This window comes from Streptomyces sp. NPDC005393, from assembly GCF_040606675.1.
In the GTDB taxonomy this organism is placed as follows: domain Bacteria; phylum Actinomycetota; class Actinomycetes; order Streptomycetales; family Streptomycetaceae; genus Streptomyces.
Genome location: NZ_JBEXFG010000003.1, coordinates 151,002 through 175,806, shown reverse-complemented (window position 1 = coordinate 175,806; position 24,805 = coordinate 151,002). Strand labels below are relative to the sequence as shown.

General features: G+C 72.9%; 23 protein-coding genes. 9 read left to right on the top strand and 14 right to left on the bottom strand.

The window, feature by feature from the left end:
* Nucleotides 1–51 precede the first annotated feature (51 nt).
* Nucleotides 52–1,209 carry a cobalt-precorrin-5B (C(1))-methyltransferase gene (locus ABZS71_RS05280; RefSeq protein WP_356207723.1) on the top strand — a complete coding sequence of 386 codons (1,158 nt, stop codon included), beginning with the start codon at nucleotides 52–54 and terminating at the stop codon, nucleotides 1,207–1,209.
* 65 nt (nucleotides 1,210–1,274) lie between these two features.
* Here ABZS71_RS05280 and ABZS71_RS05275 read toward each other — a convergent pair whose 3' ends face one another.
* The 11 genes from ABZS71_RS05275 to ABZS71_RS05225 form a co-directional block, all read right to left on the bottom strand.
* Nucleotides 1,275–1,673, bottom strand: coding sequence for a hypothetical protein (locus ABZS71_RS05275; RefSeq protein WP_356207722.1), 399 nt, complete (start codon nucleotides 1,671–1,673; stop codon nucleotides 1,275–1,277).
* A gap of 184 nt (nucleotides 1,674–1,857) precedes the next feature.
* The gene (gene cobM, locus ABZS71_RS05270; protein ID WP_356207720.1) at nucleotides 1,858–2,646 is read right to left on the bottom strand and encodes a precorrin-4 C(11)-methyltransferase; all 789 of its coding nucleotides are present in this window, start codon (nucleotides 2,644–2,646) and stop codon (nucleotides 1,858–1,860) included.
* Nucleotides 2,643–3,944 (bottom strand): precorrin-6y C5,15-methyltransferase (decarboxylating) subunit CbiE, encoded by a 1,302-nt coding sequence (gene cbiE, locus ABZS71_RS05265; protein ID WP_356207719.1) that lies wholly within the window; start codon nucleotides 3,942–3,944, stop codon nucleotides 2,643–2,645. Before cbiE ends, cobM begins: the two co-directional genes overlap by 4 nt.
* Before the next feature lie 94 nt (nucleotides 3,945–4,038).
* Nucleotides 4,039–4,818, bottom strand: a complete 780-nt coding sequence (locus tag ABZS71_RS05260) for an acyltransferase (RefSeq protein ID WP_356207717.1) — start codon at nucleotides 4,816–4,818, stop codon at nucleotides 4,039–4,041.
* A 32-nt stretch (nucleotides 4,819–4,850) separates the two neighbouring features.
* Nucleotides 4,851–5,636 carry a (2Fe-2S)-binding protein gene (locus tag ABZS71_RS05255; RefSeq protein ID WP_356207716.1) on the bottom strand — a complete coding sequence of 262 codons (786 nt, stop codon included), beginning with the start codon at nucleotides 5,634–5,636 and terminating at the stop codon, nucleotides 4,851–4,853.
* 5 nt (nucleotides 5,637–5,641) lie between these two features.
* On the bottom strand, nucleotides 5,642–6,634 hold the full coding sequence (gene meaB, locus ABZS71_RS05250) for a methylmalonyl Co-A mutase-associated GTPase MeaB (protein ID WP_356207714.1): 993 nt from the start codon (nucleotides 6,632–6,634) through the stop codon (nucleotides 5,642–5,644).
* A gap of 3 nt (nucleotides 6,635–6,637) precedes the next feature.
* On the bottom strand, nucleotides 6,638–8,869 hold the full coding sequence (scpA, locus tag ABZS71_RS05245) for a methylmalonyl-CoA mutase (protein WP_356207712.1): 2,232 nt from the start codon (nucleotides 8,867–8,869) through the stop codon (nucleotides 6,638–6,640).
* Nucleotides 8,869–10,758, bottom strand: coding sequence for a methylmalonyl-CoA mutase small subunit (gene mutA, locus ABZS71_RS05240; protein WP_356207710.1), 1,890 nt, complete (start codon nucleotides 10,756–10,758; stop codon nucleotides 8,869–8,871). The genes scpA and mutA overlap by 1 nt, the downstream gene beginning before the upstream one ends.
* Before the next feature lie 270 nt (nucleotides 10,759–11,028).
* Nucleotides 11,029–12,258, bottom strand: a complete 1,230-nt coding sequence (locus tag ABZS71_RS05235; RefSeq protein WP_356207709.1) for a cytochrome P450 — start codon at nucleotides 12,256–12,258, stop codon at nucleotides 11,029–11,031.
* A 466-nt stretch (nucleotides 12,259–12,724) separates the two neighbouring features.
* A complete protein-coding gene (locus tag ABZS71_RS05230) occupies nucleotides 12,725–12,877 on the bottom strand; it encodes a hypothetical protein (RefSeq protein WP_355857522.1) in 153 nt (50 codons plus the stop codon).
* A 252-nt stretch (nucleotides 12,878–13,129) separates the two neighbouring features.
* Nucleotides 13,130–13,300 carry a hypothetical protein gene (locus ABZS71_RS05225; protein ID WP_355857519.1) on the bottom strand — a complete coding sequence of 57 codons (171 nt, stop codon included), beginning with the start codon at nucleotides 13,298–13,300 and terminating at the stop codon, nucleotides 13,130–13,132.
* Nucleotides 13,301–13,750: 450 nt separating this feature from the next.
* On the opposite strand from ABZS71_RS05225, the gene ABZS71_RS05220 reads away from it, so the two are divergent.
* From ABZS71_RS05220 to ABZS71_RS05200, 5 genes are all read left to right on the top strand, one after another.
* Nucleotides 13,751–15,322, top strand: coding sequence for a phosphatase PAP2 family protein (locus tag ABZS71_RS05220; protein WP_356207707.1), 1,572 nt, complete (start codon nucleotides 13,751–13,753; stop codon nucleotides 15,320–15,322).
* A gap of 97 nt (nucleotides 15,323–15,419) precedes the next feature.
* A complete protein-coding gene (locus tag ABZS71_RS05215; protein WP_356207706.1) occupies nucleotides 15,420–16,514 on the top strand; it encodes a DMT family transporter in 1,095 nt (364 codons plus the stop codon).
* Between the two features lie 493 nt (nucleotides 16,515–17,007).
* Nucleotides 17,008–18,348, top strand: a complete 1,341-nt coding sequence (locus tag ABZS71_RS05210; RefSeq protein WP_356207705.1) for an MFS transporter — start codon at nucleotides 17,008–17,010, stop codon at nucleotides 18,346–18,348.
* Nucleotides 18,349–18,378: 30 nt separating this feature from the next.
* A complete protein-coding gene (locus tag ABZS71_RS05205) occupies nucleotides 18,379–19,050 on the top strand; it encodes a response regulator transcription factor (RefSeq protein WP_356207703.1) in 672 nt (223 codons plus the stop codon).
* A complete protein-coding gene (locus tag ABZS71_RS05200) occupies nucleotides 19,041–19,565 on the top strand; it encodes a hypothetical protein (RefSeq protein ID WP_356207701.1) in 525 nt (174 codons plus the stop codon). The genes ABZS71_RS05205 and ABZS71_RS05200 overlap by 10 nt, the downstream gene beginning before the upstream one ends.
* A gap of 166 nt (nucleotides 19,566–19,731) precedes the next feature.
* Here the strand turns inward: ABZS71_RS05200 and ABZS71_RS05195 are convergent, their stop codons facing one another.
* Nucleotides 19,732–20,154, bottom strand: coding sequence for an ATP-binding protein (locus ABZS71_RS05195; protein ID WP_355857503.1), 423 nt, complete (start codon nucleotides 20,152–20,154; stop codon nucleotides 19,732–19,734).
* A 260-nt stretch (nucleotides 20,155–20,414) separates the two neighbouring features.
* Here ABZS71_RS05195 and ABZS71_RS05190 point away from each other — a divergent pair, with 260 nt between their 5' ends.
* Genes ABZS71_RS05190 through ABZS71_RS05180 form a run of 3 tightly spaced genes read left to right on the top strand, consistent with a single transcriptional unit; the run spans nucleotide 20,415 to nucleotide 22,392 of the window.
* Complete coding sequence (locus ABZS71_RS05190; RefSeq protein WP_356207699.1) at nucleotides 20,415–21,272, top strand: helix-turn-helix transcriptional regulator; 858 nt, start codon at nucleotides 20,415–20,417, stop codon at nucleotides 21,270–21,272.
* Nucleotides 21,273–21,304: 32 nt separating this feature from the next.
* The gene (locus ABZS71_RS05185) at nucleotides 21,305–21,577 is read left to right on the top strand and encodes a DUF397 domain-containing protein (RefSeq protein ID WP_356207870.1); all 273 of its coding nucleotides are present in this window, start codon (nucleotides 21,305–21,307) and stop codon (nucleotides 21,575–21,577) included.
* Nucleotides 21,574–22,392, top strand: a complete 819-nt coding sequence (locus ABZS71_RS05180) for an SAM-dependent methyltransferase (RefSeq protein WP_356207698.1) — start codon at nucleotides 21,574–21,576, stop codon at nucleotides 22,390–22,392. Before ABZS71_RS05185 ends, ABZS71_RS05180 begins: the two co-directional genes overlap by 4 nt.
* 190 nt (nucleotides 22,393–22,582) lie before the next feature.
* Here the strand turns inward: ABZS71_RS05180 and ABZS71_RS05175 are convergent, their stop codons facing one another.
* Together ABZS71_RS05175 and ABZS71_RS05170 are read right to left on the bottom strand one after the other, a co-directional pair.
* Entirely contained in the window at nucleotides 22,583–24,004 is a 1,422-nt protein-coding gene (locus ABZS71_RS05175) for a HAMP domain-containing sensor histidine kinase (protein WP_356207696.1), read from the bottom strand.
* Complete coding sequence (locus ABZS71_RS05170) at nucleotides 24,004–24,705, bottom strand: response regulator transcription factor (protein ID WP_355857492.1); 702 nt, start codon at nucleotides 24,703–24,705, stop codon at nucleotides 24,004–24,006. The genes ABZS71_RS05175 and ABZS71_RS05170 overlap by 1 nt, the downstream gene beginning before the upstream one ends.
* Nucleotides 24,706–24,805 lie beyond the last annotated feature (100 nt).

Genomic DNA, 24,805 nt, shown 5'->3' with positions numbered 1-24,805 from the left:
GGTGCCTTTCGTCGTCCGTGCGCCCGTCATCGTATGCGCGGCGGGTGACCCGTGGCTGAGGCGGAGACGGCGGAGACGGAGACCAAGGCGACCGGCGGGCGCGGGGCGCAGCTGGAGCGGACGGGGCTGCGGCACGGCTGGACCACCGGGGCGTGTGCGACCGCCGCCACCACGGCCGCGTACACCGCGCTGCTGAGCGGGGAGTTCCCGGACCCGGTGACGATCGAGCTGCCCAAGGGGCAGCGGCCCGCCTTCGCGCTCGCGGCGGAGGAGGTGGCCGCGGGCCGGGCCATGGCCGCGGTCGTCAAGGACGCGGGGGACGATCCGGACGTGACACACGGCGCGCTGGTCCGGGCCACGGTACGGGCCCTGCCGCCCGGCAGCGGGGTGGTCTTCCGGGCCGGCCCCGGGGTCGGCACCGTGACCCGTCCCGGTCTGCCGCTCGCGGTGGGCGAACCGGCCATCAACCCGGTGCCGCGTCAGATGATGTGCGATCACATCGCGTCGGTCGCCGCCCGGCACGGCGGGGCCGGTGACGTCGAGATAGAGATCTCGGTGGACCACGGCGAGGAGATCGCCCGCAGCACGTGGAATCCGCGGCTGGGCATCCTCGGCGGGCTGTCCATCCTGGGGACGACGGGCATCGTGGTGCCGTACTCCTGCTCGGCGTGGATCGACAGCATCCGGCGCGGGGTGGACGTCGCACGGGCGGCGGGGCGTACGCATGTGGCGGGCTGTACGGGGTCGACGTCGGAGAAGGTCGCGGTGGCCGTGCACGGGCTGCCGGAGGACGCGCTGCTGGACATGGGCGACTTCGCGGGGGCGGTGCTCAAGTATCTGCGCCGCCATCCGGTGGACCGGCTGACGGTGGCCGGGGGCTTCGCGAAGCTGTCCAAGCTGGCGGCGGGCCACCTGGATCTGCATTCCTCGCGCTCCCAGGTGGACAAGGGCTTCCTCGCGGAGCTGGCCCGCCGCGGCGGTGCGGACGAGGAGCTGGCGACGGCGGTCGCGACCGCCAACACCGGCCTGGAGACGGTCCAGTTGTGCACGGCCCGCAGGGTGCCGCTCGGCGATCTGGTGGCCGCGGCGGCCCGCGAGACGGCCCTCGGGGTGTTGCGCGGGGCGCCGGTCGCGGTGGACGTCATCTGCATCGACCGCGCGGGCACGATCGTGGGGCGGGCCGCGCCGGTGGGCCCGCGGGCGAGCTGACGACCGATGGGGGGCGGGACGGGCGCCGTTGGACGGGCCGGGCGTCGCGTACGCGCGGCGACCGCTCATCCGGTGCCGCGGGCGTCTCCGTCCGGGGATCCGCCGGTGGCGGACCGGTACCTGGCCCGCTCCGCCATCTCGTGGCGGAACATCGCGAGGATCGCACACACCGCCGCCGCGGCCAGGGACGCGTAGATGCTCGGATTGACCCAGGACGGTACGGCGTCGTAGGCCCCGTCCGTCCACCGGCACACGGCCCGTACCGGGAACAACGTGACGTCACGGGACAACAGCGAGGCGCCGCCGGGCTGCCGCCGTTCCATCGCGCACTGGGTGTGATCGTCGTTGTCCCAGGTCAAGCTCGCGAATGCGCCGAGGAGGTAGCTCACGGAAGCGACCATCAGGAACACCAGCGCCCCGTCACCCCACAGCCGCGCGCTGTCGGTCCACACCGAGCCCTTCATGGATCGGGTGCTGATCGACGCGCACAGGCACGTGCCCAGCGTGAGAACGACACCCAACGCCACGAACACCAGCCACCCCGGCACAGCCGCCCCCCATCGCCTCGCCCCACCGCGCTCCCCGCGCCCCGGACGGTCGTCCGGCCTGAGCCTGACGCTGAGGCTCGGGCTAAAGGCTAACAGCGCGTCACCGTGCGGTGTCGGCGCCGCCGGAGGGGGCGTCGCACGGCTCGTGCGGGCGCTCGCGGTCCGGGGAGTAGAGATGGCTGTCGCGGAACTGTTCCGCGCCCAGGGTGCGGCCGACCATGATGACCGCCGTCCGGACCACGCCCGCCGCCTTCACCTGGGCCGCGATGCCGTCCAGCGTGCCGCGCAGGACGAGTTCGTCCGGGCGGCTGGCCATGGCGACCACCGCCGCCGGGCAGTCGGCGCCGTAGTGCGGGAGGAGTTCGGCGACCACGCGGTCCACGTAACGGGCGGCCAGGTGCAGGACGAGCAGGGCGCCGCTGCGGCCGAGGGTGGCGAGGTCCTCCCCGTCCGGCATGGGGGTGGCCTGCTGGGCGATGCGGGTGAGGATGACGGTCTGGCCGACGGTCGGCACGGTCAGCTCCCGCTTCAACGCGGCGGCAGCGGCGGCGAAGGCGGGGACGCCCGGGACCACGTCGTACGGAACCCCGGCCGCGTCGAGGCGGCGCATCTGCTCGGCGACGGCACTGAAGACCGACGGATCGCCGGAGTGGAGCCGCGCCACGTCGCGGCCCGCCTCGTGGGCGGCGACGAGCTCGGCGGTGATCTGGTCGAGGTCAAGCCGGGCGGTGTCGACGAGGCGGGCGTCCGGCGGGCATTCGTCGAGCAGTTCACGTGGCACCAGGCTGCCCGCGTACAGACACACCTGGCAGCGCGCCAGCGTACGGGCGCCGCGCACCGTGATCAGGTCGGCGGCGCCGGGGCCCGCGCCGATGAAGTACACCGTCATCGCGTCTCTCCTTGAGCGGGTGAAGCGGGTTCAGCGGGTCCTGCGGGCTTGGTGGGCCCCGCCGGTTCGGCGGATTCGGGTGGTTTGACCGCGGACCACTGGGTGACCGGCATCGCCTGGCGCCATCCGGTGAAGCCGCCTACCGGGGTCGCGTGCGCGACGGCTATGCGGATCAGTTCGCCGCCGTGGCGGCGGTACCAGTCGGCGAGCAGCGCCTCGGACTCCAGGGTCACGGTGTTGGCGACGAGCCGGCCGCCCGGTGGCAGCGCCGCCCAGCACGCCTCCAGCAACCCGGGGACGGTCGCGCCGCCGCCGATGAAGACCGCGTCGGGGACGGGCAGACCGGTCAAGGCCGCGGGCGCGGCGCCGGTGACGACGTTCAGGCCCGGCACGCCGAGCGCGGCGGCGTTCCGGCCGATGCGTTCGGCGCGTACGGGGTCGCGTTCGACGGAGATCGCCCGGCAGGTGCGGTGTGCGCGCATCCACTCCACGGCGATGGAGCCGGAGCCGCCGCCGACGTCCCACAGCAGCTCGCCGGGGGCGGGGGCGAGCGCGGCCAGGGTCGCGGCCCGGACATGACGCTTCGTCAGCTGGCCGTCGTGCTCGTACGCCTCATCCGGGAGGCCTGGGGCCACCGACAGTGGCCGGACGTCCGGCGCGGGAGCGCAGTCGACGGCGATGACGTTCAGGGAATCGCCCGGGGGGTGGGCCCAGGCGTCGGCCGTCGCCTCGATACGGCGCTCACGCTCGCCGCCGAGCTGTTCCAGCACCCGCATCCGGCTGGGGCCGAAGCCGCGGTCCCGCAGCAGGCCGGCGACCTCGGCCGGGGTGTCGGCGCCCGCGCTGAGCACCAGCAGCCGGTGCCCCGCGTACAGGGCGCGGGCCAGGGTGGCGAGGGGACGGCCGACGAGGCTGATCACCTCGGTCTTCTCCAGCGGCCAGCCGAGCCGCGCACAGGCGTAGGAGACGGACGACGGATGCGGCAGCACCCGCAGCCGTTCGGCGCCCAGCACCTCGGCCAGGGTGCGGCCGATGCCGAAGAACATGGGGTCGCCGCTGGCCAGTACGGACACCCGCCGCCCCGCGTGCGCGGCGAACAGCCCGGGGACCGCGGGGCGCAGCGGCGACGGCCACGGCACCCGCTCGGCGGGGCAGCCAGCCGGCAGCAGATCGAGCTGCCGGGGTCCGCCGATCACGACCTCGGCCGTACGCAGCGCCTCCCGGCCGGCGGCGGCGAGCCCGTCCCATCCGTCGGCGCCGATGCCGATGACAGTCACTGCGGAGGGTGGCGGGCTCACGGGGGTTACCTCGTCGGTCGGGGGAACGTCGGGGAGGGTCAGCCAACGGCTCACCAGGCGGCTGGGGCGGCCCATCCGAAACTCTACTGACCTGCTACGACGCCCCGTCACCCGGGACCGTCGGGTCCGGCTCGGCCAGCTCGGCCAGCTCGGCCAGCCCCATCAGCTGTTCCGCCGTCATGCCCTCGGGTATCGGCACCGGGGCGGGGGTGCGCAGCGGGGGCTGCCAGCCGCCGTCTTCGGGGACCCAGCGCCGTATGATCCGGGCCGGCGCTCCGGCGACCACCGCGTGATCGGGCACCTCACCCCGTACGACCGCGCCCGCGGCGACCACCACATTGCGGCCGAGCCGCGCGCCCGGCAGGATCACCGCCCCCGCGCCCAGCCAGCTGCCGGAGCCGATCGCGACGGGGGCGGAGCGCGGCCACTGTCTGCCGATGGGCTGGTCCGGGTCGTCGTAGGAGTGGTTGTCGCTGGTCACATAGACGTACGGACCGCAGAAGACATCGTCGCCGAACTCCACGGACTGGGAGGCGATCACATGGCTTCCCCGGCCCAGGACCACGCCGTTGCCCAGGCGCAGGATGGGGTCGGGGCCGAGGTCGAGGCCGGGCATCATGCCGGCGGTGAGCGTCACCTGCTCGCCGATGACGCAGTGGTCGCCGAGCTGGATCCACGGCTCGCCGAAGATGGTGCCCTGGGGAAACGCCAGCCGGGTGCCAATGCCCATGCGGCCGAAGCGATACCGGCCGGGGCGGTCCCGCGTCACGGAGCCGGCGCGCCGGACGGCGTCCCATCCGCGGTGGACGAGACGTGACGCGGTACGGCGGCGCCAAGCCGCCCAGGATGAGAACAGGTTCTCGTTCATCGGCACCCGCTCACCGTATCGAGCGCCGGCCGCGGGGATCAGGTCCGACCGCTGTGACCTGTGCCGCGTTCTGCCGACGGGGGTCGGCGCAGCACGCAGTCGCCGCACAGCCCGCCGCCCGGCACGCGGTAGTAGAGACAGCAGGTGCGGCGCCGGAAGGCGAGCGGCGAGGAGGCCGGAGTGCCGGTGTCGCGCAGCGGCGGGGTCTCCAGCAGGGCGCGGACGAGCGCGGTGGCCCGGTCCGCCGCTTCCCCTCGGCCCTGTGCGCGGCACCAGTCGTGCAGCACGCGCAGCGAACCGGCGAGCGCCGAGGCCGCGTTGCCCCACAGCAGCCGCTCGGAGACCCGGCAGGCGGCCCGGGTGGCGAGGTGCAGCGGCAGCAGATGGCCGTACACGGCCTGGCCCACCGATCCGGCGAGTCCGCCGGGCTCGCCGAGCACCCGCCAGGGGCCGGGGTGCCACAGGTCGTCGGGCGCGATGCGGGCGGGGTTCCACCACAGCCCGTCCGGGCGCAGATCGGGCACGTGGCCGGACAGGGCGGCCGGGCCGAGGGCGAGGGACCACAGCCGGGCGGCGAGCCCCTGGAAGACCAGGGACGCCGCGACCCGCCGCTCGCCGGTGCCCAGCCTGGTGGCGACGGCGTCGATGCGGGTGAGCAGCGCGGGCGCCGCCGCCCCGCCCGTCACGGTGTACGTCGCGCCGAGCGGTACGTAGCCCTCGTCGCGCGGCCCGCCGGAGCCGGGCGCGGCACCGGTCCGCAGGGCGAAGAACGGCCCCACGGCGGCGGCCTCGCGCAGCGCCGCCGCCGCCGGTGTGTCGTCCACGGGCGTCAGCCGTCCGTCGTCCGGAACGCCTCCAGCAGCCGGTCCGCCGCCAGCGTCGCCGTCAGCGTGCCGTCGCGGACCTGCTGTTCGAGGTCGGGGCCGAGCCGCCGTACCTCCGGGTGCGCACGCAGCCGCGACAGGAGCTGGTCGCGCACCATCGACCAGGTCCAGTCGACCTGCTGGTCGCGCCGCTTGGCGTCCAGCGCGCCGGTGGCCTCCAGCACCCGGCGGTGCTGTTCCAGCCGCTCCCACACCACGTCCAGGCCGGTGTTTTCACGGGCGCTGCAGGTGAGCACCGGCGGGTTCCAGGGCGCGTCCGGGGGCTGCAACAGCCGGAGCGCGCCCGCCAGTTCGCGGGCCGCGGACTTCGCGTCCCGCTCATGGGGGCCGTCGGCCTTGTTGATGGTGACGACGTCGGCCAGTTCCAGGACGCCCTTCTTGATGCCCTGGAGCTGGTCCCCGGTGCGGGCCAGGGAGAGCAGCAGAAAGGAGTCGGCCATATTGGCCACCGCGGTCTCCGACTGGCCCACGCCGACCGTCTCCACGAGCAGCACGTCATAGCCCGCGGCCTCCATGACGATCATGGACTCACGGGTGGCGCGCGCGACCCCGCCCAGTGTCCCCGCGCTCGGCGAGGGCCGTACGAAGGCGTTGGGGTCGACCGCCAGCCGCTCCATCCGGGTCTTGTCGCCCAGGATGGAGCCGCCGGTACGGCTGGAGGACGGGTCGACGGCGAGCACCGCGACCCGGTGGCCGAGCCCGGTGAGCATCGTGCCCAGGGCGTCGATGAAGGTGGACTTGCCCACCCCCGGCACCCCGCTGATGCCGACCCGCCGCGCCCCGCCGGTGTGCGGCAGCAGCTCGATCAGCAGCCGCTGTGCGAGGGCGCGGTGGTCGGGCCGGGTGGACTCGACGAGGGTGATCGCGCGGGCGATGTACGCGCGCGTGCCGTCGAGCACACCCTTGGCGTACTCATCGATGTCGATGGTCCGCGGCATGGCCTACAGCTCGTGGCCGAGGTCGGCTGCCAGCTTGTTCACCAGGTCGTGGGCGGCGTCGGGGATGACCGTGCCCGGCAGGAACACGGCGGCGGCGCCGGCCTCGTGCAGGGTCTGGACGTCCTGCGGCGGGATGACCCCGCCGACCACGATGGTGATGTCCTCGCGCCCCGCCTCGGCCAGCTGCTCGCGCAGCGCGGGCACCAGGGTGAGGTGGCCGGCCGCGAGCGAGGAGACGCCGACGATGTGCACATCGGCCTCGACCGCCTGCCGCGCGACCTCCTCCGGGGTCTGGAAGAGCGGGCCGACGTCGACGTCGAAGCCCAGGTCGGCGAAGGCGGTGGCGATCACCTTCTGGCCGCGGTCATGACCGTCCTGGCCCATCTTGGCGACCAGGATGCGGGGGCGGCGGCCCTCCGCCTCCTCGAACTTCTCGACCAGGGTCCGGGTGCGGTCCACACCGGACGACGGTCCGGCCTCGTCTCGGTACACACCGGAGATCGTACGGATCTGGCCGGAGTGGCGCCCGTAGACCTTCTCCAGTGCGTCGGAGATCTCACCGACGGTCGCCTTGGCGCGGGCGGCGTCGACGGCGAGCGCCAGCAGATTGCCCTCCAGACCGGTGCCGGGGCCGGACTCGGCGGCGGCGGTGAGGGCACGCAGCGCGTCCTGGCAGACGGCCTCGTCGCGCTCGGCGCGCAGCCGCCGCAGCTTGTCGATCTGCTGGGCGCGCACCGACGAGTTGTCGACCTTGAGGACGTCGATCTGCTCATCGCTGTCCACGCGGTACTTGTTGACGCCGATCACCGGCTGGCGCCCGGAGTCGATCCGCGCCTGGGTGCGGGCCGCGGCCTCCTCGACGCGCAGCTTGGGGATGCCCGCGTCGATGGCCTTGGCCATGCCGCCGGCCGCCTCGACCTCCTCGATGTGCTGCCAGGCCCGCCGTGCGAGGTCGTGGGTGAGCTTCTCGACGTACGCGCTGCCGCCCCACGGGTCGATCACCCGGCAGGTGCCCGACTCCTGCTGAAGCAGGATCTGGGTGTTACGGGCGATGCGCGCCGAGAAGTCGGTGGGCAGCGCGAGCGCCTCGTCCAGCGCGTTGGTGTGCAGCGACTGGGTGTGGCCCTGGGTCGCGGCCATGGCCTCGACACACGTGCGCGCCACGTTGTTGAAGACGTCCTGGGCGGTCAGCGACCAGCCGGAGGTCTGCGAATGGGTGCGCAGGCTGAGCGACTTGGGGTTCTTCGGGTCGAACTGCTTGACCAGCTTGGCCCACAGCAGCCGCGCCGCCCGCAGCTTGGCGATCTCCATGAAGAAGTTCATGCCGATCGCCCAGAAGAAGGACAGCCGGGGCGCGAAGGCGTCCACGTCCATCCCGGCCTCGAGGCCGGCCCGCAGATACTCCACCCCGTCGGCGAGGGTGTAGGCCAGCTCCAGATCGGCCGTGGCCCCGGCTTCCTGGATGTGGTAGCCGGAGATGGAGATGGAGTTGTACCGCGGCATCCGCTGCGAGGTGAAGGCGAAGATGTCGGAGATGATCCGCATCGACGGCTGCGGCGGATAGATGTAGGTGTTGCGGACCATGAACTCCTTAAGGATGTCGTTCTGGATGGTCCCGGCCAGTTTCTCGGGCGCCACGCCCTGTTCCTCGGCGGCGACGATGTAGAGCGCGAGCACCGGCAGCACCGCGCCGTTCATCGTCATCGACACGCTCATCTTGTCCAGCGGGATGCCGTCGAAGAGCTGCCGCATGTCGTAGATGGAGTCGATGGCCACGCCCGCCATGCCGACGTCGCCGGTGACCCTCGGATGGTCGCTGTCGTAGCCGCGGTGGGTGGGCAGGTCGAAGGCGACCGACAGGCCCTTCTGGCCGGCCGCGAGATTGCGGCGGTAGAAGGCGTTGGACTCCTCGGCGGTGGAGAAGCCCGCGTACTGCCGGATGGTCCACGGCTGGTTGACGTACATCGTCGGGTACGGGCCGCGCAGATAGGGCGCGGCGCCGGGGTAGGTGCCCAGGAAGTCGAGCCCCTCCAGGTCCTCGGCGGTGTAGAGCGGCTTGACCCCGATGCCCTCGGGGGTGTCCCACACCAGGTCCTCGACGCCCTTGCCGACGCTGTCCTGCACCGCGGCGGCCCAGGCGCCGGATCCGGCCGTCGTCGCCGCCGCGGCCGGTCCTTCGAGATCGACCGTCGAGAAGTCCGGGATCTTCCCGGGTTCCACCGGACCGCCCGCCATCACGCCACCCCCATGATGTCCAGGGCCGAGGAGAGGACCTCGACCGCGTCGCAGCCCGCGAAGACGAATCCGTCCACCCCGGCCCGCTCGTACTCATCCTGTCGTTCGCCCGGCCGTCCGGCCAGATGGACCCGTACCGCCCCGGCGGCCTTCAGCCGCTCGGCGACGGCCGCGGCCTCCTGCGCGTACAGCGTGTCGCTGGAGCACAGGCACGCCACGCGGGCGCCGCTCGCGGTGAACGCGTCGGCGACGGTCTCGGCCGTCACGGTGACCGGCTCGTGGACCGCCTCGATGCCGCCCGCCTGGAAGAGATTGGCGGCGAAGGAGGCGCGGGCGCTGTGCGCGGCGGCGGGGCCCAGCGCCGCCAGGAAGACCCTGGGCCGCGCGCCCTGTGCCGCCCGGTACGCGTCGGCGCGGGTCCGCAGGGCCTCGTACGCCTCGTCGCGGCGCACCCGCGGCAGCCCGCCGCCGGGCCGCTCGGGCGCGGGCTCGCGCTCGACGGGCTGCTCGGCGAGGTTCGGGAACTCGCTGACGCCGGTGATCGGCTCCTTACGGCGGGCGAGGTCGCGCGAGCGGCGCGCCCAGGTGTCCGCCAGCCGGTCGCGCACCAGCCCGGAGGCGAGGGCTGCGGCCAGGCCTCCGGCGCGCTCGATCTCCTGGAACCAGGCCCAGGCGGCGCGGGAGACGTCATCGGTGAGCCGCTCGACGTACCAGGAGCCGCCGGCCGGGTCGATCACCCGGGCCAGCTGGGACTCCTCCAGCAGGATCGTGGAGGTGTTGCGGGCGATGCGCCGGGCGAAGTCGTCGGGGAGGCCGATCGCGCTGTCGAAGGGCAGCACGGTGACCGCGTCGGCGCCGCCGACGCCCGCGGCCAGGCTCGCGACGGTGGTGCGGAGCATGTTCACCCAGGGGTCGCGCCGGGTCATCATCACCGGCGACGTCACCGCGTGCTGGCGCTGGGCACATTCCAACGAGGCCGTGGCCGCGCCGCACGCCTGCGCCACGCGCGCCCAAAGGCGGCGGGCGGCGCGCAGCTTGGCGATGGTCAGGAACTGGTCGGCGGTGGCCGCGTAGCGGAACTCCAGCTCGGCGCAGGCCGCTTCGACGCTCAGCCCGGCCTCGGTCAGGGTGCGCAGGTAGGCCACGCCGGCGGCGAGCGAGCAGCCGAGCTCCTGGGCCACGCTGCCACCGGCCTCGTGGTACGGCAGCGCGTCCACGGTGAGGGCCCGCACCCCGGGGTGGTCGCGGTAGCAGGTCACCGCCAAGTCGGCGGCGGCGGCCAGATGGGCGGCCAGCTCCTCGTCCCGGCCGGTGCGGGCCACCAGGCCCAGCGGGTCCGCGCCGAGGTTGCCGAGCGCCGCGTGCGGCGGCACCTGCCGGTCGTCGTACAGCCGCAGCAGCGCGCGGGCGGCGGCCTCGAAGTCGGCGCCCGCGTCGAGGACGACGGGGGCGAGGTCGAGATAGACGCCCTGGAGGGCCTCGGGGAGGGCGTCGACGGGCACTCCGGCCGCGCCGACCGCGAGCCACACCGAGCCGGCGCCGTTCTCCAGGTCGGTGAGGACGGCCTGGTTGGCGCGGGCCGGGTCGGGCTGGGCGTGGCGCTGCCGTACGTCCCAGCCGGAGACGGCGGAGCCCTCGGCCCGGCCGCCGCGGACGAACGGGGCGAAACCGGGGTATCCGGGGTCCTCGGGGGCGTCCTCGGCGGTGTAGAGGGGGCGGACGGAGATTCCGTCCTCGAGTTCGGTCGCGAGGGCCGCTTCGGCCTGTACGCCCACGGCGTCCGATGTGCCGGTTTTACGCAGCACGCCTTCGACGAGGTGGCGCCATGTGTCTCGCGTCACTTCTGGGAATTCGTCGGCTAGGGAAAGCCCGTCGGGCAGGACCGTCATGAGGCGGAGGCTAGTGCGATCTTCTTAAGTCGCAGCAGAGGAATCGGCTGTGAGCTTGCTCTCGCCGCCGCCCCCCTGGTCCGCTCGGCCGCCCCCCTGGTCGCGCCGGATTACCGGCCGGTACGCCCCGTGGCCGCCAGGAGGGGCGGCGTAACGGCGGAACCACAGCGGCCCGCCCGGTGCGACGGGGGATGCACACCGGACGGGCTCGAGGACCTTTTTACCGCATCGGCAGGGGGTTATGCATCAAAAATCTGTTCGCTTCCCCGCTCACCATGCGACAGGGAGCGAGATCAGGCCACGTGCGCGGATCGAGGGCCGCCACCGCACCTCCTGCCTGGGAACGTCCAGCCGCAGCCCCGGGAAGCGGCTCAGCAGCGCGGCCAGCGCGGTCTCCGTCTCCAGCCGGGCCAGCGGGGCGCCGAGGCAGTAATGGATGCCGTGACCGAGCGCAAGGTGGCCGGACCGGCCACGATGCGGATTGAGTTGATCCGGGTCCGGGAACTGCGCCGGATCCCGGTGCGCGGAGGCGGCCGAGAGCAGAACGGTCTCCCCGGCGGGGATGGTCACCCCGCCGATCTCGATGTCCTCCAGGGGAAAGCGGCGGATCGCGAGCGGCGCCGGGCTCTCGAAGCGCGCCAGCTCGTCGAAGGCGGCCGGGAGCCCGCCGGGGTCCGCGCGCAGCTCGTGGAGCAGCTCGGGGTGGTCGAGCAGGGCGAGCACGGAATTGGCGATGAGATGGACGGTGTTCTCGTAGCCCGCGAGGAGGATGAGGAAGGCAAGCGAGGTCAGCTCGTCCTCGGTGAGCCGGTCGCCGCCGTCGCCCATCTCGTCGTCCCGGACCTTGATCAGGTCCGAGAGCAGATCGTCACCGGGCTCGGCGCGCTTGTGCGCCATGAGGCCGGTGTAGAAGCGCAGCATGCTGCCGACCGCCTCCTTGGCCGCCTGCGGCCGCGCCGGGTCGGGGGTGATCAGCGCGTCGCTCCAGGCGCGGAAGTCGCGCCGGTCGCGCTGCGGGACGCCGAGCAGATCGCAGATGACGATGATGGGCAGCTGCCCGGCGTAGGTGGCGAGCAGATCCGCGTGGCCGTCGGGCTCGATGGCGTCGAGCAGTTCGTCGGCGACCCGCCTGACCGGTTCGCGCATCTTCTCGACCCGGCCGGGGGTGAACGCCTTGACCACCAGCCGGCGGACGCGCGTGTGGTCCGGCGGGTCCATGTTGAGCAGATTGGTGTCCAGGGCGGGCGGCAGGGAGAAGCCGCCGTAGTTGCCCGGAGCGGCGTTGCGCCTGTCCAGGGAGAGGCGTGGGTCGGCGAACGCCTGCCGCACATCGTCGTAGCGGGTGACCAGCCAGGCGGGCCGTCCGTCGGTGCCGGCGATCCGGTGGACCGGACCGGCCTCCCGGAGCTTCGCCAGGACCCGGTACGGGTCCTCGATCAGCGCTGCGGTGTCGACCAGGTCCGGACGGTCCGTTCCGGCGATGTTCGCGGAGTTCTGCATGGTTCGTGACTCTAGGCCGTCATACGGTGGCCGGGAGGCGGCGCCGGGGCTGAATCTCCCCGGCGCCGCCTGCGCCACGGGCGGCCCTGACCCCCGTCCAGGGCCACCTCGTCTTGGATCCCCCCTGCCGCACCGGCGCCGAGCGGTGCCCCCTCCCCTGACTCCCGCCCAAGCCCGTCTGCTTGGTCTGCTTGACTCAGCAAACCGCTTCTGAGCGCCACTGCTTCCCTTACGGCAGCAAGTTGCCAATCGCCGCGTCGTGGGGCGCGACCCTTGACACACGCGATCTCGGGGGCGTCGTCGGCCGACGGCGTGACAGGGACACTGAAGTGTGAGCCCGGCCCACCCCGTTGTCGAAAATGGCCGAATAGTGGTGTGGTCCGCGGAGGCGGCGTCCGGCGTCAGCCGCCCCCGCACCGAGCCGAGCGCGAGCCGCTTCGCCGCACCGTGCGGAACTGGCCCGGCGTCAGGGCGCCTTGATCACGGCGGAGTCGATGTCCGGCACCCCGGTGTGCCGGTAGGTGTCCGAGCGGCCCTCGAAGGTCACCCGCAGATCGGCGAGGGCGGCGTATCCGGGCCGGCGGGCAGCCGGGCAGCAGCGCGGCGTGGGCCGCGGCACGCAGCTGTACAGCGGCCGCGGCGAACCGGGGACCTGGGCGGTTGCGCGGTCCGTCGGCCATGTTGAGGAGCACCCCACGCAGCCCCAACCGGCGGCCTGTTCCCGCACCCGCCAGGGGTGCGGATCGACGGCCGGGCGAACGTACAGCGGGACGAGCAGCCGGGCGGCGGCCGTGATGTCCGCTTGTTGCCAGGAAACGGCGGATCGCCGGGCCCGGCGGCGGCGAACCCGGCGAGCGAATACGCCGCTCCGTCAGTCCACGCTCTGGAGGATATGCGGCTCGGCCAGGTCGTCCTCATAACCCGCGAGGCGGATCGGCGCGGAGCGTGCCCACACCTCCAGACTGCCCACTTCCGTGGGTTCCGCGCACCGCCCGCCGCTGTCCGCGTGCGACTCGTCGCTCTGTGTCTGTTCGGGGGTCACCGCACACTCCCTCGTGTCGGCTGAACCGGATCTGTCGTCAGGTTAACCAGCCGTTCACCGCTCCGCGCGTCGATTCTCATGGTGTGGACAAGGAATGGACGGCGGGGCCGGAATCCGGGGATGTTCCCGCGCCAGGTGGCCATGCGGCGCCACCCGTGGTGAGCTGGACAGGAAGGGAGCGGGGCAGATGACTGCAGAAGGGGTGGGGCGCTCGGGGGCTACGGGGGCGTGCGCCGGGACGGCCCGCGCGGGGAAGCGGCGGGCAGCGCGGCCACGGACTTCCGCGCTGTCCGTGGCCGCGCTGCTCGCCGCGCTCCTCGCGCTATGGGCGGCACCACCTGCACCAACGCTGACTACCGCGCCCCGGAGAACGGGAGGCTGCCCGGGGGATTGATCACACCGAGGGACCGATGACGCGTGCCCCTGGCCGTTCCGGGATACCCATCGGCCATGAGACGCATCAGTGACTTCGACCGTCGGGTGTTCGCACGGGTCGCGGCCGGCCGGGTCCGCGGCGCTCACCCCCTGCTGCCCCGGCTCAGCCAGGCCGCCAACCACGGCCGGCTGTGGTTCGGCACGGCCGGTGTGCTCGCGACGGTCGGCGGGCGCACCGCGCGGCGGGCCGCGCTGCGGGGCGTCGGCTCGCTGGCCGCCGCCTCGCTCGCGTCGAACATCGTGGTCAAGTGGACCGTGGACCGCAGGCGTCCCGTCCTCGACGGCGTTCCTCTGGTCCGGCGGCTGCGCCGGCAACCGTGGACGAGCTCCTTCCCCTCCGGGCACGCGGCCTCGGCCGCCGCGTTCGCCACCGGGGTCGCCATCGAGTCCTCCCGGTACGGCGCCATGGTCGCGCCGCTCGCCGCCGCGGTCGCCGCCTCCCGGGTCTATGTGGGCGTCCACTACCCCAGCGATGTCCTGGCGGGCGTCGCCCTGGGCGTCGGGGCCGCCGCACTCACCTGCCGCTACTGGCCGCCGCGGCCCGAGGTCCCGGCGCAGGCCCGGCCGCGGGTCTCGGCGCCCGCCCTGCCCAAGGGCGAGGGACTGGTCGTGCTGGTCAACCGGCGGGCGGGCGCCGGCGGCCCGGCGGGCGGATTCACGGTCGCCGAGCAGCTGCGCGTGCTGCTGCCGGCCGCCGAGATCCTGGAGTGCGGGCCCGACGACGACTTCATGACGATGCTCACCCAGGCCGCCCGCCGCGCCGCCGAACGCGCCGGGGCCCTGGGCATCTGCGGCGGGGACGGCAGCGTCAACGCGGCGGCCACGCTCGCCGCCGAACGCGGGCTGCCGCTCGCCGTGTTCCCCGGCGGCACCCTCGACCACTTCGCCCTGGACCTCGGCGTACCGGCCTTCGAGGACACCGCGCACGCCGTGACCGAGGGCGACGCCATCGCCGTGGACCTGGCCCGGGCGACCCCGGTCACCGCTGACGGGGCCCCGGACGGCGAGCCCCACCACTTCGTCAACACCTTCAGCATCGGCTTCTACCCCGAGCTGGTGCGGATCCGCGAAAACCTGGAGGGCCGGCTCGGCAAATGGCCCGCGGCCGCGGTCGCGCTCACCCGGGTGCTGCGTACCGCGACCCCCATGGAGATGGAGGTCAACGGCCGGCGGCGGCGACTGTGGGTGCTGTTCGTGGGCAACGGCCGCTACTCCCCCGAGGGTTTCGCGCCCGCCTACCGCCAGCAGCTCGACGACGGGCTGCTGGACGTCCGGGCGATCGACGGGGAAGAGCGGCTGGCCCGTACCCGGCTGATCGTCTCGGCGCTCACCGGCACGCTGGGGCGCTCCCATGTCTATACGACGCGGCGGATGCGCCAACTGCGTCTGTCCGGCCTGGACGGGGTGGACACCCGCGCCTACGACGGCGAGGTCGCCTCCACCCCGGAGGACTCGCTGCTGCTCGACAAGCAGCCCGGGGCACTCACCGTCTACCGCCCGGCCGAACCGCAGAACGAACTGCTGCAGCGGGCCCGCACGGCCGCCGCCAAGGCCCCCCACTGGTGGCGCGCCGTACTACGCAAGTAGTACGCACAAGCCTGTGCTCAAGGACGACGACGGGAGGGTGTCTCACCGTCAAAGATGAGGGCATGGACGACGACCAATCGGCCCAGGGGGCCGCGACGTGACCTCCCTCGCGCTGTCTGTGCTGCTGGCACTGGTCTCGGCGGTCTGCTACGCCGCCGGAGCCATCCTCCAGGAGCATGTCGCGGCAACGACGCCGCGCCACACGTCCGCGCCCCTGCGGCGCGGGAGTTGGTGGGCCGCGGTGACCCTTAACGGGACGGGTGCGGTCCTCCATGTGCTCGCCCTGGCCTACGGTCCGCTGAGCGTGGTGCAACCCCTAGGGGCTCTGACGATCGTCTTCGCGCTGCCGATGGCGGCGGTGTTCGTGCGGCGCCGGGTCGGCGCGGCCGGCTGGCGGGGCGCGGTGCTGGCCACCGCCGGGCTGGCCGGGCTGCTCTCGCTGGCCGGCTCCTCGCAGGCCGAGGCGCTGGCCGACCAGGAGCGGATCATCCTGACCGTGGTCACGGTCGGCACCATTGTCGCGCTGGCCACCTCCGCGCGCTGGCTGCGGCGGCCCGGCGTCCGCAGTGGGCTGCTGGCCGCCGCCGCGGGCACCGCCTTCGGTGTCTCCTCGGTGTTCACCAAGAACGTGGCCGTGGCGTGGACCTGGGACTCCTGGGAGGACGCCCTGCCCAGCCTGGTCATGATCGGGCTGCTGGCCTCGGGCGGGATGCTGCTGTCCCAGGCGTCCTACCGGGGCGCCGGGCTGGCCTCGCCGCTGGCGACGGCGACCGTCGTCAACCCGGTGGTCGCGACGGCCGTGGGCATCGCCGCGCTGGGCGAGCACTTCCGGCACGGCACCCCGGGGGCCCTGCTGGCCCTGGTGGCGGCCCTGGTCGCGAGCACCGGCCTGGTCATGCTGACGGTGGACGGCGCGGAGGCGGAGTCCCAGCGGGCGGAGTCCGACCCGGCGGAAGCGGACCGGGCGGAGGCGGACCCGGCGGACACCGGCGCGGCGGACGCGGTAGCCGAGCCGGCGGACGCGGTAGCCGAGCCGGCGGACGCGGTAGCCGAGCCGGCGGACGCGGAGGCCACGGCCGGCGCCCCGCTCCATCTCACCCGTCAGATCCCCCGTCAGTCCACCGGGGAGGGATCCACCACACCCCGCCTCCCCATCGCGGCGATGCCGGACTGCAGCACCAGGCCTGGCTAGGCGTCACTCGGTGAGCAGTTCGACCAGCCCCGAGAGGTCCTCATGGCCATGGCCGTCGGCCACGCGCCGGGCCATGAGGCCGCCGATCGGGGCGAGCAGCTCGGGGCTGATGCCCCCGTCCCGGGCGGACTCAGGCGCGGGCCGGTGCGGTGCCCATGGCGCCCAGGCCGAGGGCCGTCGCGGGTGCGTTGCCCATGTCGGGGTGCTCCACCGTTGACCCCGGTCAGCCGGAAGGCGGGCCAGGCCCCCGCGCCGCTGGACGTTGGGAATTCGCCCTTGACCTCATACTCGGGGAACCGGTCGGTCACCACCTACGGCGTCAGCGGCCTCCGCTGACCGTCTTTTCCGGCCCGCTCCGCACGGGGTAGGACTGTTAACCGGACGTTAGCTCTCTGCGCGGGGCCTGTACGCGGCAGCCGCCCGCACCGAGGCTACGACCCGCGGCGGCGCCCCTCCCCAGGCGTCGCCGGACCCGCTCGCTCAAGGAGGCCCCGTGACCGACAGCGCCCCAGCTCATCCCCCTCGTACACCCTGGCGAGCCGTGATCGGCGGCTCGATCGGCAATCTCGTCGAATGGTTCGACTGGTTCGTCTACGCCAGCTTCGCCACCTACTTCGCCGGAGCGTTCTTCCCCAAAGGCAATGACACCGCGCAACTGCTCAACACCGCCGGCATCTTCGCCGTCGGCTTCTTCATGCGCCCCGTCGGCGGCTGGCTGCTGGGCCGGTACGCCGACCGGCGCGGCCGCAAGGCGGCGCTCACCCTCACCGTGACGCTGATGTCGGCCAGCGCGCTGCTCATCGCCATCGCGCCCACCTACGACCAGGTCGGCTACTTCGGCGCGCTCGTCCTCCTGGTGGCGCGACTGCTGCAGGGCCTGTCGGTCGGCGGCGAGTACGCGGCCAGCGCCACCTATCTCACCGAGGCGTCCCAGCCCGGCCGCCGCGGCTTCGTCTCCAGCTTCCAGTACGTATCCATGACCCTAGGCCAGCTGATCGGCCTGGGCCTGCAGATCGTGCTGCAGCACACCATGTCCGACGACGCGCTGCACTCCTACGGCTGGCGCATCCCGTTCATCGTCGGCAGCGTGGGCGCCGCCGTCATCTTCTGGCTGCGGCGCAATCTGCTGGAGACCGAGGTGTACGCCGAGGAGGACGCTCACCAGGGGAGCGAGCGCGGGACCATCGGCGAGCTGCTGCGCCACCGCAAGGAGGCGGCCCTGGTCATCGCGCTGACCATGGGCGGCACGGTCGCGTATTACACCTACACGACCTATCTGACCAAGTATCTGTCGAACACGGCCGGGCTGAGCAAGTCCGACGCCTCGCTGGTGAGCTTCTGCGCGCTGTTCCTGTTCATGCTGCTCCAGCCGGCGGCCGGGTCGCTGTCGGACCGGATCGGCCGCCGTCCGCTGCTGATCACCTTCGGGATCGGCTCGATGCTCGGCACCGTTCCCGTCATGACCGCGCTGTCGCACACCGACACCTTCCTCGGGGCACTGCTGCTCTCGCTCGCGGCGCTGGTCATCGTCACCGGCTACACCTCCATCAACGCCGTGGTGAAAGCCGAGCTCTTCCCGACGCATGTGCGGGCGCTCGGGGTCGCCCTGCCGTACGCGTTGGCCAACGCCCTGTTCGGCGGCACCGCGGAGTATGTGGCGCTGTGGTTCAAGAAAACCGGTGCGGAGTCCGGATTCTACTGGTACGTCTCGGGCTGTGCCGCTGTCTCCCTGATCGTCTATCTGACCATGCGCGAGACCCGGGACGCCGCCCTCACCCGGGGGCACACCGGCGACACGACCGCCTCCGGGGAGCCGCAGAAGACCTCTGTATGACCCGGCGGCGCGCCGCTTATCCTGTGGGCCATGCACGTTCTCCTGGTCGAAGACGACGACCGGCTGGCAGCCGCCCTTACCGCCGCGCTCGCCCGGCTGGGGCACCAGGTCGTCCGCGCCGGGCGCGCGGACGACGCGCTGCGGCTCAAGGACGGCGCCGACTTCGTCCTGCTCGACCTGGGGCTGCCCGATATGGACGGCCTCGAGGCGCTGCGCCGGCTGCGTCGCGTCTCCGCCGTTCCGATCATCGTGGTCACCGCGCGCGCCGCGGAGCGGGACATTCTGCGGGGCTTGCGCGGCGGTGCCGACGACTATCTGGTCAAGCCGTTCCGTACGGCGGAGCTGATCGCCCGGATGGAGGCCGTCGTACGGCGCGGCACGCGCCCGCTCGCGGCCGCCGGCCCCGTGGTGGCGACGGGCGGCGTCCGTATCGATCTGGCCGCCCGGCGGCTGGAGGTGGACGGCAGGCCGGTCACGCTCACCCGGCGCGAGTTCGATGTCCTGGCCCTGCTCGCCCGCGAGCCAGGGATCGTCCGCAGCCGTGAGGAGATCCTGGACGCGGTGTGGGGCGATCTGCTGCTGTCGGCGTCCCGGTCCCTCGATGTGCATATCGCCGGGATCCGCTCCAAGACCGGCTGCCCGGGGCTCGTGGAGACGCTGCGCGGCACCGGGTACCGGCTGGGAACCGGCGGATGCACCTGAGGATCCTCACCGTCTGTACGGTGTTGATCGCCTGTCTGGTGACCGCGCTCGCCGTGCCCTTCGCGCCGGCGTACTCCTCGCACCGCACCGGGAAGCTGCTGCTGGAGCGGCGTGCGGACGCCACCCGGTTCGCCGAACTCGCCGATCAGGCGATCCGGGACGGCGACACCTCCGGCCTGGTCCTGGAGGTGTCCCGCTACCACGCGCTGCACGGCACCGCCGTGGAGATCCGCGACCGGGACGGCGCACGGGTGGCGGGCGGCGGGGCCTGGGCTTCAGGCCCCGCCGAGCGGGCCCTGTCCGGCCGTACGACGGGCAGCCTGCCGCTGGTCACCCCCTTCGGCCCGGGGTCGGCCGTGGTAGCCGAGCCGGTCGGCAGGGACGCCCAGGTCTTCGGCGTCGTGGTCATGCGCGTGCCCACCGCCCGCTTCCGGCCGCCACCGCCCACGCGGTCACCGCCGTACTCTTCGCACGACGCGACCGCCTCCCGGTCCCGGAGGCGGCAGAGCAGATAGCTGGGGGTGGTGGCGTACGGACCGCCGCGCGGACCGGTGGCCGGCCGGACCCGGCCGGGCGGCCCGGGGTCCTCGCATCCGGCGAGCCCGGCCGCCGCCACGAGGGCGGGGAACAGACGGCGTGGGACGGCGTGCACCCGAAGAGCCTAGCGACCCCGCCGGGCGGTCAGTGGACGGTGGCGCTCAGCTGGGCCCAGACCACGCGGCCGCCGTTGTCGCCCGGCCGGTCCCCCCACGCGTCGACCAGGGCGCGGACCAGCGCGAGCCCGCGTCCGCTCTCGTCCTCCACGCCCGCGTCCCGCAGGGTGGGGCCGGAGGGGCCGCCGCCCTCGTCGGCGACCTCGATATACAGGGAGCGCCGCTCGTGGGCGCGCAGGACACAGCCGATCTGTTCGCTTCGGGTGTGCACGAGGGCGTTGGTGAACAGCTCGGACATCACCAGCTCGGCGGCGTCGCAGATGTCCTCGTGGAAGCCCCATTCAGGCAGCCGGGAGCGGACCCGGTGGCGGGCGGCGGCGACCGAGGCGCTCCGGGCGGGCAGGTGGAAGCTCTCCTGGCGAAGGGCCGCGTCAATGCTGTCGGAGCTCACAAGGGGGGTCGAGCGTTGACGCAATGCCACAGCCATGTGCCTTCCGTCCGTCAATCTGTGGGGCGTGAATGCCGCATGTGCATGCCGCAAGTCCGCGACACGGCAGCCACGTTGGGACCGGTCACATCGTCACTATCCTTGCTGCAAGGCCCAGTTGGCAAGACGCGGTCTGCAAAATGCAGAATAGCCAGAGCACTCTGTTCCGCACACCTCGCAGATGACACACTGAAGGTGGCCAACACCGTCCGAGGAGGTACGACGTGGGTGAAGCGCGGTCTGCCCCGACCGTCGGGCAGATGGTCCTCGGCATGCGGTTGCGGGACCTGCGCGAGAAAGCCGGCCTCAGCTACGACCAGGCCGCCAAGGCGCTGCACGTCAACCAGACCACCGTGCGCAGGATGGAGAAGGCCGAGGTCGGCCTGAAACTCCCGTATGCCGAGAAGCTGCTGCAGACCTACGGGGCCGGGCAGGAGGAGATCGAGTCCTTCCTCGCGCTCGCCGAGGAGGCCAACCGGCCCGGCTGGTGGCAGCGGTTCCGGGATGTTCTGCCGGACTGGTTCAGCCTCTATGTGAGCCTGGAGGGCGCGGCCAGCCGCATCCGCGCGTACGAGCCGCACTTCGTCCCCGGTCTGCTGCAGACCGAGAGTTACGCCCGCGCGCTGCTGTCCGTCGGCTTCCCGAACGGCACCGACCGGGAGCTGGACCGCCGGGTCGCGCTGCGGATGGAGCGTCAGGAGCTGCTCACCCGCCCGGGCGGACCGCACTTGTGGGCCGTCATGGACGAGACGGTGCTCCGTATGACCATCGGCGGGCGCGATGTCATGCGCGCTCAGCTCGACCGCCTCATCGAGGCCGTTCAGATGAAGAACATCACCCTTCAGGTGGTGCCGTTCGCCGCCGGTCCGCACCCGGGCATGGGCGGCCCCTTCCAGCTCTTCCGGTTCCAGATCCCGGAACTGCCGGACATCGTCTACGCCGAGGGCCTGACCGGCGCCGGCTATCTCGACCAACGCGCCGATGTGGCCGCCTATCTGGAGGCCCTGGACCGTATGGGCACCCAGGCCACCCCGGCGCGGCGCACCGAGAGCTTTCTCCGTGAGATTCGCAAGGAGCTCTGACCGTGGATCAGGTAAAAGATGTGTACAACGGAATGCCGGCCAACCATCTGGGGGCGGAAGGCTGGCGCAAGCCCTGGAGCGGCCCCAACGGCGGTGCGTGCGTGGAGGCCCTCAAGCTCAGCGACGGGCGGGTCGCCCTGCGTCAGTCGACCGACCCCGACGGGCCTGCCCTGATCTACACCCACCACGAGATCGAGACGTTCATCCAGGGCGCCAAGGCGGGCGCGGCGGACTTCCTTCTCACCCATCCAGATCCGAACCTGACCACCTCGGCGGCAACCGCACCGGAACGGAGGGCCGCGTGACCGACTACGGCCTCGCCCCAGACCAGATCGACACCACCAAGCCGCACTCGGCGCGGATGTACGACTACTACCTCAACGGCAAGGACCACTACGAGGTCGACGCACAAGCCGCCGCCAAGGTGCTGGGGGTCTACCCGACCGTCAAGCTCAACGCCCGTGTCAACCGGGGCTTCATCCACCGGGCGACCCGCTGGCTGGCGGGCGAGGCCGGGGTCCGGCAGTTCCTCGACATCGGCACCGGCATCCCCACCGAGCCCAACCTCCACCAGGTCGCGCAGGGCGTCGCGCCGGACGCGCGGGTCGTCTACACCGACAACGACCCCATCGTCCTGGCCTACGCCCAGGCCCTGCTGAACGGCACCCCCGAGGGCCGTACCGCCTACGTCCAGGCGGATGTGCGCGAGCCCCGGCGGATCATCAACGCCGGCGAGCTGCAGGAGACGCTCGATCTGAGCAAGCCGGTGGCGATGTCGGTGAACGCTCTCTTCCACTTCATCCCGGAGGAGGCGAAGCCGTACGAGATCGTCCGTGAGCTGATGGACGCCCTGCCCTCGGGCAGCTATCTGATGCTGACGCACTCGACCCACGACTTCTCGGCGGAGACCTGGGTGAAGGTCATCGAGATCTACAAGGAGAGCGGCATACCCTTCACGACGCGCTCCCAGAGCGAGGTCGCGGGCTTCTTCGAGGGCCTGGAGCTGGTCGAGCCGGGCGTCTCGGAGCCGCAGCACTGGAAGCCCGACGCCGATGACCGCCCCGAGGACATCCGCAGCGCGGACATCAACATGTGGGCCGGGGTCGCGCGCAAGCCGTGACGCCCATCGCGGTGCGGCACCGTGCGCGTCGGATCAGCCCACGGCCTCCGGGGGCGTGCGATCGCAAGGCGGAGGGTCGCCGTACGGGGCGTACGTGGGTGGTCCCGACAACGCAGCGAGCCGGAGGCACCTCCCAGCGGCAGCCGGGAGGTGCCAGGCGTCGCGGGCCGGGGGACTGTGCGGATACCTCCTACGGCAGCCCGGGGTCCGCGCCGACCGTGAAGCCCAGCACCGCGCCGCCGCCCGGCCGCGGCCGGGCGAAGACCGTACCGCCGTGCGCGAGGGCGACCTCGCGCACGATGGCGAGGCCCAGCCCGGAGCCGGGCAGGCTGCGCGCCGGGGGCGCGCGGTAGAAGCGGTCGAAGACCCGCTCGCGGTCCTCCTCGGCGATGCCCGGTCCCCGGTCGCGGACCTCCACCCGGCGGCCGATGACCACCACCTCGACGGGCTCGGTGCCGTCCCGGTCGAACTTGGCGGCGTTCTCCACCAGGTTGGAGATCGCCCGCTGCAGGGCGGCCGGGCGCCCCTCGACCCGGGGGTCGCCCTCGGCCCGTACGGTGATCTCCCGGCCGGTCCGGCGCCGGGCGAGGGCCGCGGCCGTCGTGGCCACCGCTTCCAGGGACACCTCGGTGCGTGGTTCGTCGTCCCGCTGATCGGCCGCCAGGTCCACCAGCTCGTTGACGAGATCGGTCAGCTCCCGGGTCTCCCCCGCCAGATCGGCCAGCAGATCCTCGCGCGCGGGCCCCGGCAGCTCCTCGAAGCGACGCAGCAGCGAGATATTGGTGCGCAGCGAGGTGAGCGGGGTGCGCAGCTCGTGTCCGGCGTCCTGGACCAGCCGCCGCTGGTCGTCCTTCGAGCGCGCGAGCCGTCCGAGCATGCCGTCGAAGGCCCGCCCGAGGCGGCCCACCTCGTCCTCTCCGGTGACGGGCACCGCCACCTCCATCCGGCCCGTCGCCGCCACGCTCTCGGCGAGCCGGGTCAGCCGCACCAGCCGCCGGGTGATGCGCCCGGCCAGCCACCAGCCGGCCAGACCGGCGGCCAGGATGACGGCGACGACGAACAGCGCGGTGCGCTTCTGGAGCTCCTGCAGCAGATCCTCGGTGTCGCTGATCTGCTGGGCCACCTGGACCGCGCCGGAGCCGTCGCCCACGGCCACCGTGGCCATCCGGTACTGCTCACCGCCGATGCCGACGCTGCGCCGTACGACGGTGCCCGGCGTCGGGGCGGCGGCGGTGGTCCGGTCCTCGTCGCCGACCGGCAGCGGGGGCTTCCCGGCGTCGTAGACCCTGCCCCTCCCGTTGATCACCTGGACATCCATCCGGCTGATCCGGCGCAGATCGTCCCGGAGGTCGTACGGGACGGGGACGGCGGCGTCGGGGGGGTATTTGCGCAGGACCACCTTGGCCCCCTGGACCTGGGTCCGCAGATCGCGGATCACATCGTCGAACGCCGACTGCTGGTCCACCCGCACCAGCCCGGCCGCGGCGTCATAGCTGAGGCCGCCGACGAGCAGCGTGACCACGGACGCCGCCGCGGCGAAGGAGAGCGCGAAGGTGGTGCGCAGGCTGGGCCGCGGATTGCGGAACCGGCGCAGGAGTGGGAGCCGCACCATCACTCCTCCCGCAGGGTGTAGCCGACGCCGCGCACCGTGTGGATGAGCGGAGTGCACCCCTCCAGATCCACCTTGCGGCGCAGATAGCCGATGTAGACGGCGAGGTTCTTCGACCCCGGGCCGAAGTCGTAGCCCCAGATGCGGGCATAGATCGTGGCGTGGTCCAGCACGATGCCCGCGTTGCGCGCCAGCAGCTCCAGCAGGTCGAACTCGGTCCGGGTCAGCTCCAGCTCCGTACCGCCGCGCCACACCCGCCGCGCCGACGGGTCCAGCCGCAGGTCCGCGACCTCCAGGACGCCGTCGAAGACGGCTTCGTCCGCCGCCGGTTCGGCGGGGGCGGCGCGGCGCAGCAGCGCCCGCAGCCGGGCGAAGACCTCATCGACCTCGAACGGCTTGGCCACATAGTCGTCCGCGCCCGCGTCCAGCCCCTCGATCCGGTCGGCGGTCTCCACCCGCGCGGTGAGCATGAGGATCGGCGTACGGTCCCCCTCGGCACGCAGCACCCGGCACACCTGGAGCCCGTCCACGCCCGGCATCATCACATCCAGCACCACGACATCCGGGTGCTCGCGGTGGATCGCCGCCAGCGCCTCGATGCCGTCGGGAGCGGCGGTGACGCGGTACCCCTCCAGCGTCAGGGCGCGCTCCAGCGCTTGGCGGATGGCACGGTCGTCCTCGGCGAGCAGCACGGTGTAGGTCACATCCCGAGTGTGCCAAGGTCGCCGAGGTGCGGGCCGCGCGCATAGGCCCCGGGCTGCGCTTCTTACCCGGCTCTCACCTTGTTCACGCGACGGACTTACC